This window comes from Kitasatospora sp. RG8 (assembly GCF_017813315.1).
Taxonomy (GTDB): domain Bacteria; phylum Actinomycetota; class Actinomycetes; order Streptomycetales; family Streptomycetaceae; genus Kitasatospora.
In genome coordinates this window covers 62844-74958 of the sequence record NZ_JAGIYX010000009.1, presented here as the reverse complement: position 1 = coordinate 74958, position 12115 = coordinate 62844, and the positions used below count along the sequence as shown (strand labels likewise).

At 73.4% G+C, this 12115-nt stretch carries 10 protein-coding genes and 1 pseudogene; 4 read left to right on the top strand and 7 right to left on the bottom strand.

Annotated elements, in window-relative coordinates; all coding sequences use genetic code 11:
* Positions 1–4: 4 nt before the first annotated feature.
* Positions 5–598, bottom strand: coding sequence for a hypothetical protein (locus J5Y04_RS15995; protein ID WP_209412690.1), 594 nt, complete (start codon positions 596–598; stop codon positions 5–7).
* Positions 599–805: 207 nt separating this feature from the next.
* On the opposite strand from J5Y04_RS15995, the gene J5Y04_RS15990 reads away from it, so the two are divergent.
* Entirely contained in the window at positions 806–1393 is a 588-nt protein-coding gene (locus J5Y04_RS15990) for a 3'-5' exonuclease (RefSeq protein ID WP_209412689.1), read from the top strand.
* Between the two features lie 149 nt (positions 1394–1542).
* Here J5Y04_RS15990 and thpR read toward each other — a convergent pair whose 3' ends face one another.
* From thpR to J5Y04_RS15975, 3 genes and pseudogenes are all read right to left on the bottom strand, one after another.
* The gene (gene thpR / locus J5Y04_RS15985) at positions 1543–2160 is read right to left on the bottom strand and encodes an RNA 2',3'-cyclic phosphodiesterase (RefSeq protein ID WP_209412688.1); all 618 of its coding nucleotides are present in this window, start codon (positions 2158–2160) and stop codon (positions 1543–1545) included.
* A gap of 182 nt (positions 2161–2342) precedes the next feature.
* Positions 2343–3126: pseudogene (locus tag J5Y04_RS15980) on the bottom strand (class I SAM-dependent methyltransferase).
* A 306-nt stretch (positions 3127–3432) separates the two neighbouring features.
* Positions 3433–3816, bottom strand: coding sequence for a hypothetical protein (locus J5Y04_RS15975; protein ID WP_209412687.1), 384 nt, complete (start codon positions 3814–3816; stop codon positions 3433–3435).
* A 319-nt stretch (positions 3817–4135) separates the two neighbouring features.
* On the opposite strand from J5Y04_RS15975, the gene J5Y04_RS15970 reads away from it, so the two are divergent.
* Positions 4136–6325, top strand: coding sequence for a tetratricopeptide repeat protein (locus J5Y04_RS15970; RefSeq protein ID WP_209412686.1), 2190 nt, complete (start codon positions 4136–4138; stop codon positions 6323–6325).
* Between the two features lie 552 nt (positions 6326–6877).
* Entirely contained in the window at positions 6878–8734 is a 1857-nt protein-coding gene (locus J5Y04_RS15965; protein WP_209412685.1) for a phospholipid carrier-dependent glycosyltransferase, read from the top strand.
* A gap of 371 nt (positions 8735–9105) precedes the next feature.
* Here J5Y04_RS15965 and J5Y04_RS15960 read toward each other — a convergent pair whose 3' ends face one another.
* From J5Y04_RS15960 to J5Y04_RS41790, 3 genes are all read right to left on the bottom strand, one after another.
* Complete coding sequence (locus J5Y04_RS15960; protein ID WP_209412684.1) at positions 9106–10458, bottom strand: hypothetical protein; 1353 nt, start codon at positions 10456–10458, stop codon at positions 9106–9108.
* 9 nt (positions 10459–10467) lie between these two features.
* Positions 10468–10680: a hypothetical protein gene (locus tag J5Y04_RS41795; protein ID WP_245204898.1), complete on the bottom strand. Its 213-nt coding sequence runs from the start codon at positions 10678–10680 to the stop codon at positions 10468–10470.
* Between the two features lie 95 nt (positions 10681–10775).
* Positions 10776–11108, bottom strand: coding sequence for a hypothetical protein (locus J5Y04_RS41790; protein ID WP_245204897.1), 333 nt, complete (start codon positions 11106–11108; stop codon positions 10776–10778).
* 110 nt (positions 11109–11218) lie between these two features.
* Here J5Y04_RS41790 and J5Y04_RS15950 point away from each other — a divergent pair, with 110 nt between their 5' ends.
* Positions 11219–12097, top strand: coding sequence for a glycosyltransferase family 2 protein (locus J5Y04_RS15950; RefSeq protein ID WP_209412683.1), 879 nt, complete (start codon positions 11219–11221; stop codon positions 12095–12097).
* Positions 12098–12115: the final 18 nt, after the last annotated feature.

Genomic DNA, 12115 nt, shown 5'->3' with positions numbered 1-12115 from the left:
GCGGTCAGGAGGCAGGCCGGAGCGCGAAGTGTTCCACGGCCCGCTCGGCAACCTCGTCGGGTCCGAGGTGGGTGTTGTCGATCAGAAGGTGCGCCCCGGGGAGATGGGCGAAGTCGTCGACCGAGTTCAGGCGGTACTTCGCGTCCATGCCGACCAGGTTTCCGTTGGACCATTCAAGGTCCCGCTTGGAGGCCTTCTCCGCCAGGCGGGACTCGCCGGCGTTGCGTTCCAGCCGGACGCTCTGGTCGGCGGACAGCTCCAGGAACAGCACACGCGAACCGCGCTCACGGAACGGGGCGGAGTAACGCTCGACGAGTGCGGCGTCCTCCGGATCGTCGAAGTCCCAGACGAGGGTGAACACCAGCCCGGGCAGGTCGCTCGCGGCGGCCTCGGCGAAGATCTGCTCACGGAAGGCGTGGTTGAGGCGCTGGAACTGGGGCGACTCGTAGGGGAACAGTCGCAGCAGCGGCTCGATGGTCAGGTGGTTGTGGAAGAGCTTGAACCCCGTGCGCTCTGCTATGGCGCCGCCCACCGTCATCTTGCCGACCGCAGCAGGGCCGATGACGAAGAGCAGGGTAGGGGGCGTGGTGTCGGACATCGCGACAGCATAGGACGCGGAATGATCTTCGTCGACCGCGCGCCGTTCCACGTCCGGCCGAGGACCGGGGGAACGCGGCGGGATGCCGGCGGCCTGCGGGCGCGTGGGGAGGCGGCCCTGCGGGCGCGTGGGGGAAGGCGAGGGGGGCGAGAGGAGCGCAGGGAAATCGGGTGACCGGCGGGCGGTCGCCTCCCTACCCTCGGCGGCATGGACAGCACCGGGGGAACGCCCGCCGAGGGACTGCTCAACGTCGTCGATGTCGAGGCGACCTGCTGGGACGGCCTGCCGCCGCCCGGCCAGGTCAGCGAGATCATCGAGATCGGCCTGACCGTCGTCGACCTCGGCACGGGTGAGCGGGTCGGGCGCCACCGCATCCTGGTACGGCCCGCGCGCTCCACCGTCAGCCCCTTCTGCACCGGGCTCACCGGCCTGACCCAGGCCGAGGTGGACACCGGCCCCGGCTTCGCGCAGGCCTGCCGGCTGCTGGCCGCCGAACACCGGGCCGGGGCGCGCCCGTGGGCCAGCTGGGGCGACTACGACCGCCACCAGTTCACCCGCCAGTGCCACAGCACCGGTACCCCGTACCCGTTCGGCGGCCGCCACACCAACGCCAAGGCGGTCTTCACCGAGGCCCACGGGCTGCGCAAGCGCCCCGGGATGGCCGAGGCCCTGCGCATCGCCGGACTGCCGCTGGAGGGTCGCCACCACCGGGGCGAGGACGACGCGTGGAACATCGCCGCGCTGGTCCTCGGCCTCTCCGCCCAGGGCGCCTGGCCCGGCACGACCGCCCCCTGACCACCCCCTGACCACCCCGGCCGCCCGCCCCCGGGCCCGGAACGCGGCTACCGGCCGCGGTCCGGGGCGGCGGCTGCTGCGGGCGGGGCCGGGGTGTCGTGCTGCGGGCGGGGCCGGGGAGTCCTGCTGCCGGGCGCCCGGCCTGCCGGCTACGGCTCGGTGGGGGCGCCGTCGCCCCCGGCCCGGACGGCGGCGCCGAAGCGCCACGCCTCGATGTCGCGATAGCGGATCGGCCCGGGGCCACGGCCGATGTTGCTGCCGACCAGGTGGAGGCGTTCGGCCCGCCACGGCCGGCCCACGAACCCGGCGAGCCCGGCCGCGGCCTGCGGCACGCTGGCGGGATCGTCACGACGCGACCGCGCCAGGGTCAGATGGGGGCGCAGCGGGCGCTCCCTGAAGTCGATCCCGCAGGACCTGACCAGGTCCCGGACGTCGGCGGCGAGCAGGTGCAGTCCTTCCAGGTCCCCGTCGATCCCGCTCCACAACAGCCGCTGGTCGAAGTGGCCGCCGCCCCGCAGGCCCAGTTGCAGGGCGGGGCGCGACGCGGTCGCACCGGCCAGCGCCGACCGCAGCGGCGGCACTGCCGTGGAGGGCAGTTCGCCGAGGAAGGCCAGGGTGATGTGCCAGTCCTCGATCCGGTTCCACCGCAGCCGCGGGTACCTGGCGTAGGCGCTCTGCAGGGCCCGGGCCAGTTCGTCCTTGGCGTCGTCGGGCGGAGCCAGTGCCACGAAGACGCGCAGGGTCGAGGGCTCGGGGTGATCGTCCACGAGGGGGGAGGGTAGCCGAGGGGCGGGCCGCGTGCGCCCGCCGGGGCGGCCGGGGGCCTCGGAGGTGCGGCGGGTCGTCCCGGCCGTCTCCTCCCGGCCGTCTTCTCCCCGCCGTCTCCTCCCGGTACCTCGCCCGGGCGTCCCCGGGGTCGCGGCCGGCGCAGGTGCGGCCGGCCGGGCGCTCAGCCGCCCGGCCGGCTGCCCGCTGCCGCGGCGACCACGAACCAGTGGGCCGGCAGCGTGACCCGGGTGCCGTCCGGGTGGCGCTCGCTCATCGCGAGGTCGGTCCCGCCCTGGTCGAGGATCTCCAATCCGGCGCCGCGCAGCAGCTCGGGCAGTTCCCCCGGGGCGACTTCGGCCGGGCGCAGTTGGTGTCTGCGGACCTGTCGGAGCTTCTCCGGCGGGCCGCCGGGTCGTTCGGCGACCTGCTGGAGCACTGCTTTGGCGGCGGCGGTCGGCTCGACCACGAAGCCCCGGCCGCGCCGGCCGAGCAGCAGGGCGACGGCGGCTGCGACCGGCGGCCGGTCGGGCGGGTCGCTCTGGTGGAGGACCGCCCGCAGGTAGGTTGGCCTCGCCGAGCCCCTCGCCGAGTCGCCGCACTCCCGCCAGGTCGGTGAGGTCGAGCTGTTCGAACTCGGCCACCGCGTCGCGGTCCGCCCGGCGGGCGTGTGCCACGGCCGAGGCGGACAGGTCGACGCCCACCGCGCGCGGGAACTGCCCGGCCAGGTAGCGGGTCTGGGTGCCGTTGCCGCAGCCGAGGTCGACGACGGGCAGCGTGCGGTCGGCGTGGGCCGCGAGCAGTGCGGTGTGCGGGGCGGCCGTCAGCGTCGCGTCCGCGTCCCAGAACGGCGCACCCGGCTCGCCCGTGTTCTCGGCCCAGAAGCCCTCCCACGCGCGTGCGTAGCGCTCCGAAGCACTCGTCGGCAGGTCTCTCCCGTGTGTCGTGGCGGCGATGACAGCCTCCATACCGGCCCCGGCACCGGCGGAAACCACGCGGCCCGATCCTTCACCCCGTGTTCGACCCCGCGCTGGTGGGACCACCGGATCGGTGGAACCACCGCACTGGTGGGCCCCGGCCGGGCCGGACGCCTCGGGAGACGGTCGTTCGGAACCCCGTCGCCGTGACGGGGTTCCGAACGCCGACCGCCGTGGAGGTCTGTCCGCCCGGCGCCCTGTACGCGCACGCGGGCGCGGCCGGTGCGAGTGCGGAAGCCGACCGGGACGGACAGCGCCGCTGGGAGACGCTCAGAGTTCCGGAGCGTCGCAGGAGGCCTAGTTGTACCAGGCGCTGCCGGCCGAGGTGACCCCGTTGGAGATGGAAATGGCGACCTTGTGCTCGAAGTCGTGGTAGTAGGCCGAGCCGGCCGAGCCGCTCGAGTTCCCCCGGACGCTGAAGCCCTGGGAGACCTTCTGGCCCGTCGTGGTGTTCATGTCCCAGAACGCCAGCCAGCAGGTGTTGGAGGTCAGGGACTGCAGCGAGGCGGTGGCCAAGTTGGGCGAGCCGCCGCCGTCCAGCTTCATCGTGCCCACGCAGCCGACAACCCTGATCTGCACGGTCCCGGTCGAACCCGCGTACGCCGTTCCCCCCATGCCGGTGACGGCCAGCAGGCCGGCGCCGACCGCCAGTGCCGCAGCCCTCTTCAGTGAACGCGCCATGAACCCCTCCAGGGTAGAAGTGTGTACTCTTCCCCGCCGACGGTGCGGCGGCTTGTTCAGGCTGCTGCCCGGGCCCGGCGGAGTCACGTTTCCCGTACGAATCCGTACACCCCGCTCCTAGACTCTGGTGGCCTGGGACCCGATTCACGGGGGGTGCGAACGTCATGGACGACGAACGTCATGGGTGAGCAGCGGGGCGGGATGCCGGATCCGGGGGGGCGCCGCGGATCTGGCGGAGTTCGTCGGCCTGTTGGGCGATCTGCGGGCGTGGGCGGGGATGCCCTCGTACCGCTCGCTCGCGAAGCGGGTCGGGCCGCTGATGAGACCCGCGCGCGTGGTCTCGCCGTCCACGCTCGCGGACGTCTTCAGAACCGGGCGCCGTCGTCTGGACATCGACCTCGTCACTGCGGTCGTGCGGACTCTGGGGGTGGGCGAAGGCGAGGCCGGGCGCTGGCGCGAGAGCGGCATCAGAGTTCACCGGGAAGCGAAGACGGGCGGTCCCACCGGGGTGCTGCGCCAACTCCCGGCGGACCTGGCGGTGTTCACGGGACGGGAGAAGGAGCTCGGTGATCTGATCGCCGTCACGGCCCGTCCGGGCCCCCGGGCCACCACCGTGGTGATCTCCGCGATCGAGGGCATGGGCGGGGTGGGAAAAACCCAACTCGCCGTGCACGCCGCACATCGCCTGGTCCGGTCCGGACACTTCACGGACGTCCAGCTCTACGTGAACCTGCACGGGTTCGATTCCGAGCAGGAGCCCGCCGATCCGTCGGAGGTCCTGGCGGCGTTCCTGCGTCAACTGGGCGTACCAGCCGCCCAGGTACCGTCCGGGCCGGGCGAACGGGCGGCGATGTTCCGGGACCGGATGCAGGACAGGGCCGCCGTCCTCATCCTCGACAACGCCGTGGATGAGGACCAGGTCAGGGATCTGATCCCGGCCTCCCCCGGCTGCCTCGTGCTGGTCACCAGCAGGCGCAGTCTGGCGGGCCTGGACGGCGCCGAGATCCACCGGCTCGACGTCCTCAGCGACGCCGAGGCGCTCGATCTGCTGGCGGCCGTCGCGGGCGGGGAACGGATCAACACCGACCGCGTCGCGGCCGCGGGAGTCGCCGAAGCCTGCGGCAACCTCCCCCTGGCGTTGACGATAGCCGCAGCGCGGCTGAAGGCCCGTCCTTCCTGGACCACTTCCGACCTGCTGGAACACCTGAGCCGGGGCGGCCTGGACGCGATGACGGTCGGACGGCGTTCGCTGCGCCCGGTGTTCGACCTGTCCTTCGACGCCCTGCCCCGGCGCGCACGGCTGCTGTTCCTGCTGCTGGGGGTCCAGCCCGGCATCGACGTGACGGCGGAGGCGGCCGCGGCCCTGGCCGGCGTCACGTCGCGTGCGGCACGCAGCACCCTGGAGGCCCTGTGCGACGAGTACCTCCTGCTGCAACGGTCGCCGGGGCGGTTCGAACTCCACGACATCCTGCGCGCCTACGCGCAGGAGACGGCCGCCGACCGGCTCTGCGCAGCCGAACGTGCCCCGGCGGTGGACCGGCTGCTGACCTGGTACACCCGGACGGCCGAGGACGCCGCGACCACGCTCCTGCCCTCCCTGGGCATGCCGTCCCCTGCCCGGTCCGCCCCCCGGGCCCCCGCGACGCAGTTCACGGACCGCAGCGACGCCGTGGCCTGGCTGGAAGCGGAGCACGCCAATCTTCTCGCGGCATCGGCGGCCGCCACAGCCGCCGGCCACCTCGAAGCCGCTTGGCGGATCCCGGCCGCCGCCTCGGTGCTGCGGGCCGTGAACCAGAACTGGCCCGAGTGCGAGGCCCTGCTCACCGACGCCCTGTCCGGAGTCCGGCGTACCGGCGACCTCGCCGCGCAGGCCTGGCTCCAGAACCGGCTGGGCGCGACGGCCACCGAACTGGGCCGGACGAAGGAGGCCGAGGAGATGTTCACCGCGGCCCTCGCCGCGCGCCGCCTCCTCGGGGACCGCGACGGCGAGGCCGCGGTGCTCAACAACCTCGTCATCTTCTACGGCCGCACCGACCGCCCCCGGCTGGGCCTGGAACACGCCGTCCTCGCCCTGGAGCTGGCCCGGCGCGAAGGCAACACCGACCGCGAGGCGTCCGCCCTCAACGCCATGGCGGCCTGCCTGTCCGGTCTGGGCCGCAACGCGGAGGCCCTGGAGCTGATGCTGCAGGTGGTGGCGATCCGCGAAGCGCGCGGCGACGGCTACCGCCTCGGCCTGGCGTACGTCCTCACCGGCTCACGGCACCGCGACCTGGGCCAGTTCGAGGCGGCGGAGGCCTGCGGCGTCAAGGCCCGCGAGATCGCGCGCCGCAGCGGTGACCGCTTCGGGGAGGGCGAAGCACTTCTCGGACAGGCGAAGGCCCTGCTCGGACAGGGACGGCCGGCGCCCGCAAGGAACTGTCTGCAGGAGGCGGCCGGCATCTTCGACGAGCTGGAAGCCGAACGCTACCTGGCCGAGACCCGGCAACTGCTGGCGGACACCGAGGCGTGAAGGGGCGTAGCAGCCAGGCAGGAGGCTGCGCCCTGTCAGCTGCCCGCGTCCCGGACCGGCGGCGGCACCGCGCGGCCGCCGTCTGCCCACGGGCCGAGGGGCGGGCCGGGCCGTGGGGGGCGGGCCGGGCCTGATCCGGGCGTCGGGAAACCTTCTTCGCCGGCCCCTGCAACCTCACCGCCCGCCACACGTCTTCCACAGTGAGCGGCGGGGCCGACAACCGGTCTCCCCGTTCGCGTCGCAGCAGAGCCGCCCCGACGACGGCGCCCGGACAGCCGGGGCCGCCGGGGCGCGCGCCGCCTGCCCACAGCCGTAGCCAGATGTTCCTGCGGCATGCCCGCAGCCGTGTTCCGGGGGGAACCATGTCCGCTCTCGTCAGACCCTTCCCAGCCGACTCATCCCATCTGCATATGTAGATCAGCAACATACATAGTCGCGTGACATGAAGGTGCGTCCCGGCACGGGCCGCGCCGCGGTTCGGCACGCCCTCCGACGCCCCGCGTGCCCGGGTGCCCGGCGGAGCCGAACCATCAGGGGAGGAATCAGAGTTCGATGCAGCAGCGCAGCGCACCCAGCACGTCCGAGAAGCCGAGCGGAGCTCCGGCCGCCACCGCACTCCCACCGACCACCCCCGCCGGCCGCCCCACGGACAGCCCCGCGGACAGCCCCGCCGGCCGCCTCGCCGACCGGGCGGCACGGCGCTTCGGGGAGCTGCGCCTGCGCCCCTGGTTCTGGCCCGCCGCCCTGACCGCCGGGTACGCCGCCGAGCTGCTCTTCCGGCTCGTCCTCGCCCGGCACCTGAGCTACCCGTCCGTCCACCCCGACGAGGACTCCTACCTCGTCCTGGCCCGCGTCCTCGCCGGCCGGCCGACGACCGAGATCCCGGTCGGCGTGGTCATCCCCGGCGGCTACCCGCTGCTGATCTCGCCCGCACTGCGGCTCGCCGACGACCCGGTGACCGCGTACCACCTGATCATGGGGATCAACGCCCTGGTCAGCGCACTGGTCTTCCCGCTCGCGTACGTCGCCCTGCGCCGCCTCGGCCTGCGCCGACAGCTCGCGTACGTCTTCGGCGCCGTCACCGCGCTGCTGCCGCCGGTGGTCTTCTACTCCCAGTTCGCGATGACCGACGCCTTACTGCCCGCGCTGATCCTCGCCTGGCTGCTCTGCCTGCACGGCTGGCTCGACGACGGCCCGGTGCGCCGCCGCGCCTGGCACGCCGCCGGGGCGGGCGCGGCCGCGGCCTACGCGATGGCCACGCACGACCGCGGCGGCGTGGTGGTCGCCCTGACCGCCGTGGTGTTCGCCGGGGTCCTGCTGCTGCGGTGGGCCCCGTGGCGCACGACCGTCGCCGGCCTCGGGGCGCTCGGCCCCGGCGTGCTCGGCGCCGAGCTGCTGGCCGCCTGGCTGCACACGCGGTTCTCCGTCCAGAACAGCGACGTCGGCGGCTTCCTCAGGCAGGGCCTCACCGACCCGGAGGCCGCCCGGCGGACCCTCACCAGGACCGCCGGACAGCTCTGGTACTTCATCGTCTGCACCTGGGGCATCGGCGGACTGGCCGTCACCGTCTGCCTGTTCGCGGTGTTCAGCCGCCGCTTCCCGCGGCCGCAACGGATCACCGGCGGCGCGCTGGTGGCACTGCTGGCCGGGACGGCGCTGGCCGCAGCGGCCGCCCTGCCGGACGACGGACGCATCGACGACTGGGTCTACGCCCGCTACACCTCCTACCTCGTCCCGGCGGCCTTCGTGGCCGGCGTCGCGGTGCTGGCCCGGTACGGCCGCCGCGCCCTCGGCCGGACGGCGGCGGCGACGGCCGGGCTGACACTGGTCCTCGCCGAGCTGGTGGTCCGGTCCGCCGGCGCGAAGCTGCGGACCCAGAGCTTCGTGCTCTGGGGACTGCCGGACGTGTCGTTCCTGTCCACCGACTGGAGCCGGCTCACCATGTTCCGGGCCACCGCCGCCGCCCTCGTCATCCTCGGCGCGGTCGTGCTGCTGCGGGCCGCCGGGGGCCGCCCGGTGCTCTGGGCGATCGGCCTCTCGCTGGCCCTCTTCGCCGCGTTCGCCACCTCGACGATCACCGCCCAGGTCACCGGGCCCCACGCGAAGTGGCGCAAGGCGCAGGCCACCGGGTTCACCCGCACCGCCGGGCTGAAGCCGGACGACAACGTGGTGTTCGCCTGGGACGTCGAGTGGTCACTGCGCGCCGCCCAGGCCTTCGAGGTCTACCGCGGCCGGGTCTGGTACCGCGACCCGCGGTGGCAGCCCGTCCCGGCGGAGGCTACCGTCCTGGTCACCCCGCTGCCGGCACCGGGGCAGCGGCCCGAGGAGTACTGGCCCGGCCACCCCGCCGGCTGGTACGTCGAGCAGGCCGACACCCAGCAGAACTGGGCGCTCTGGCGCAGGCACTGACCGCCCGCCCGGCCGGGCGGATGCCGGGCTCCGGCACGGTTCGCCGTCCGCCGTGGGGGCACCGTCGCCGCGCGGGGGCCTCGCCGCCCCGCGGGATGTCGGAGCCCGACGGCCGGCCGCGCCGCGGGTCCCGGTCCTGGCCCCGCCGAAGGTGACCACGAGATCGGCCGGGGCGGCCCGCCGCAACGAGCCGGGCCGCCGGGCGAGTGGGAATGCGAGATCACCATCGCCACCACCGCCGGACGCGCCACCGGCGCCTACCGCCTGGCCACCGGAAATGACCGCCGGCCCGTCGCCGTAGAGGGGCCGGACACGCCAGGCGGTGCTTGTCTTGCCGGAGTTCCCCCGGAGCACGATCAGCCGGGTCCCGCTCATGTCGGAACCGGGCGGCGGTTGATCCACTGGTCCTCCTGCGTCCGGTCCCGCAGGGGAGCGACCAGCCAGGGAACGAGGCGTGGGGCCGGCACGGCGGCGACTTGCTCGGCCGGGTGGAGGAGGCCGCGGTCGCAGGTCTGAGCCGTCCAGACAGTGACCCGGGCGTTCGGGTAGGCAGGGTTGAGCCCGATCTCGCCCTTGGGCATGGTGCCGTTGAACGGCGTGGCGATCTGCTCGGTGTTCCAGTAGGTCCAGGCTTCCAAGGCCTTGGCCTGCTCGAAGCAATGGTAGAGCTGCGGGTAGCGGTCGAGGATGCGGACTTCCCGGAAGAGCAGCTGGCCGAGGAGATGCGGGACCGCGGCAGTCAGGACGTTCAGGTCGGGGTACTCGAAGGAGAAGGCCGTGGTGTCCTGGTCCGGTGCCAGGGCGGTGGTGGCGAACCTGTGGGACAGACGGCGGCGGACGTAGCGGGCGACCGGGGCTGTCAGGGCGGGCTCGATACGGTCGACGAGCTGGAGGAGGCGGGAGTGGTCGGGGTGGAAACGGCCGAGGTCGAAGAGGACGTCCATCCCGTCCACGGCCATGAAGGCGAGGCACTTGTAGAGCCGGTTGTTCATCTCCCCGCGGTCGGCGTTCTCCTTGGTGGCGCGGCTGGTGGAGTGAAGCATCAGGTACTCGGCGACGGTCTCGAAGTACAGGTACCCGAGATAGGGCACGACAGGGACGGTGGCGGCGAGCGCGTCGACGAACGCCTTGTCGGGTGTCGCCCGGCCACCCGCGTTGCGCAGGAGAGTGTCGAGGAACGGCGCGGCGACGCGCACCCGGTCCACGACGGACTGCACCACCTGGTGGTCCTCAGCGGTGGTGAGGACATGCCGAAACGCCTGGTAGGTGCGCAGGTGGATGCCGCCCAGGCGCAGGTAGTCCAGGCCCTTGGCCGGCTGCGGGCCGTCGGGGGTGATCTCGATGACGAGCGGGGTGCTGTCACGGCGGCTCGCCAGGGTGCTGCGGCTGGTCAACAGGTAGGCGCCGAGGTTGTGGGGTTGTAGTCCTCCGCCGGGCACCGGGGTGAGCGGGGAGCCGTAGATGGCGCCGACCAGGCATCCGGTGGAGGCGAGGAGCTGCCCGCTGGAGCGGACCGCGTCGAGGGAGCGGGTCAGGTGCATGAGACGGACCCGGGCTCCAGCCATGAGCGTGCGGAGCATGGCGTTGTCGTGTAGCAGCCGCCCGTTGGGGGATTGTTCGAGGTGTTGGCGCCAGTCGGCGTCGCTGTCGGCGAGGCCGCCCGGGGCCTGGCTGGTCTGCGGGGCGCCGTAGTCGGTGTGGGCGTCGTTCCATTCGGTGTGCACGGGCTTCTCCTACTCGGGCAGGACGGTGTGGAGGGCGAGTTCAAGGGCCTGGTTGTTGGTGGCGCCGTCGAGGCGGGCCTGTTCGCTGAGCATCACGAGGTCGTGGGCGAGGGGCGGGGCCCAGGCGGGAACGGGCCCAGGCATCCGGTTGGAGTCGGGCCACCAGCGGGCGAGCGGGAGGCGGAATCGGTCGAGGGCGTCGGCGAGCTTGAGGAGGTCCACCGCTTCCCGATGCTGGCGGTGCCCCGCTGCCTCCGCGTCATGGACGGCGACTGCGGTGATTGCCTCGGGCGAGGGAGCGACCCCGAAGATGGCCGTCACGGCGACGGGCTGATTGGTGAGCCAGTCGGCGGCGCGTCGGCCGTGGCCGGGGTCGTCGCGGTCGTGGTGGCGGCGACGTCGTGGCAGGCCGCTCCAGCCGCGAGCGCCGTGGCCCGGGCGGGGCCGAGGCCGTAGCTGGGGGCGAGGAGCTGGACGAGGACGGCGACGCGGGCGCCGTGCCGGGCACCGTGGATGGAGTCGACGGTCTCCGCGCGGGCGAACCAGGAGTCATCGGGTACCAGCAGGAGCGGGCGGTGTGGCAGGGTGGCCCCGATACCCGGACCGGTGGGGCGGTTGCAGGCGATCCAGGAGAGCGTGGCCCGGTCCATGTACTGGTGGTCCGGAAGCCGGCCCGCCTCGGCGAGCGCACGCAGCGAAGCGCCGTCGGACCGGGATGTCGATGTGATCGTGAAGGGCTCCTCACTTGGGATCGGGTGCGATGGGCGTCACGCTGGGCGTGGTGGTGCTGACAATGGGAAACCGGCCTGCGGAGCTGCTCGCGCTCCTGGACTCGGTCGAGGCCCAGGAGGGTGGCGGCAGCGGCGTTCGGACCGTGGTGCTCGGGCAGGGCATCAAGCTGCCCCAGCTCCCCGACCGGGTGGACGCGGTGGAGCTGCCGGAGAACCTGGGGATCCCTGGTGGCCGGAACGCCGGCGTCGAACGGCTGAGGGAGACCGGCGGAACTGACGTCCTGGTGGTTCTCGACGACGATGGCCTGCTGCCCCGCACCGACACCTTCCAGCTGGTCCGGGAGGCGTTCGAGCAGGACCCGAAGCTGGGCATCGTCTCCTTCCGGATCGCGGACGAGACCGGGTTCACCCAGCGCCGCCACGTCCCCCGCCTCGGCGCGAGCGACCCGATGCAGTCCGGGCCCGTGACGACGTTCCTCGGCGGCGGCCACGCCATCCGCATGAGCGTCATCGACCAGGTCGGCCTATTTCCCGCGCCCTTCTTCTACGCCCATGAGGAGACCGACTTCGCCTGGCGCGCCCTCGACGCCGGCTGGGGCATCGACTACCGGGCCGACATGGTCCTCCAACACCCCCGCACCGACCCCGCCCGCCACGCCGCCTATTACCGGATGACCGCCCGCAACCGCGTCTGGCTCGCCAAGCGCCACCTGCCCGCCCCGCTGGTGCCCGTCTACCTCACCTCCTGGATCGCCTACACCCTGCTGCGCCGCCCGCCGCTGGCGGGGTTGAGGGCGTGGTGGGGTGGGTTCTTCGAGGGTGTGCGGGTGCCGTGTCCGCCGCGTCGGCCGATGCGGTGGGACACGGTGTGGCGGATGGCGAGGCTGGGCCGGCCGCCAGTCTTCTGACAGCCGGCACAGCACCCT

What these genes read in the sequence shown, in the direction of transcription:
- J5Y04_RS15995 (WP_209412690.1), bottom strand. Translation starts at nt 598, where the DNA reads ATGTCCGACACCACGCCCCCTACCCTGCTCTTCGTCATCGGCCCTGCT.
- J5Y04_RS15990 (WP_209412689.1), top strand. Translation starts at nt 806, where the DNA reads ATGGACAGCACCGGGGGAACGCCCGCCGAGGGACTGCTCAACGTCGTC.
- J5Y04_RS15975 (WP_209412687.1), bottom strand. Translation starts at nt 3,816, where the DNA reads ATGGCGCGTTCACTGAAGAGGGCTGCGGCACTGGCGGTCGGCGCCGGC.
- J5Y04_RS15970 (WP_209412686.1), top strand. Translation starts at nt 4,136, where the DNA reads ATGAGACCCGCGCGCGTGGTCTCGCCGTCCACGCTCGCGGACGTCTTC.
- J5Y04_RS15965 (WP_209412685.1), top strand. Translation starts at nt 6,878, where the DNA reads ATGCAGCAGCGCAGCGCACCCAGCACGTCCGAGAAGCCGAGCGGAGCT.
- J5Y04_RS41790 (WP_245204897.1), bottom strand. Translation starts at nt 11,108, where the DNA reads ATGGACCGGGCCACGCTCTCCTGGATCGCCTGCAACCGCCCCACCGGT.
- J5Y04_RS15950 (WP_209412683.1), top strand. Translation starts at nt 11,219, where the DNA reads ATGGGCGTCACGCTGGGCGTGGTGGTGCTGACAATGGGAAACCGGCCT.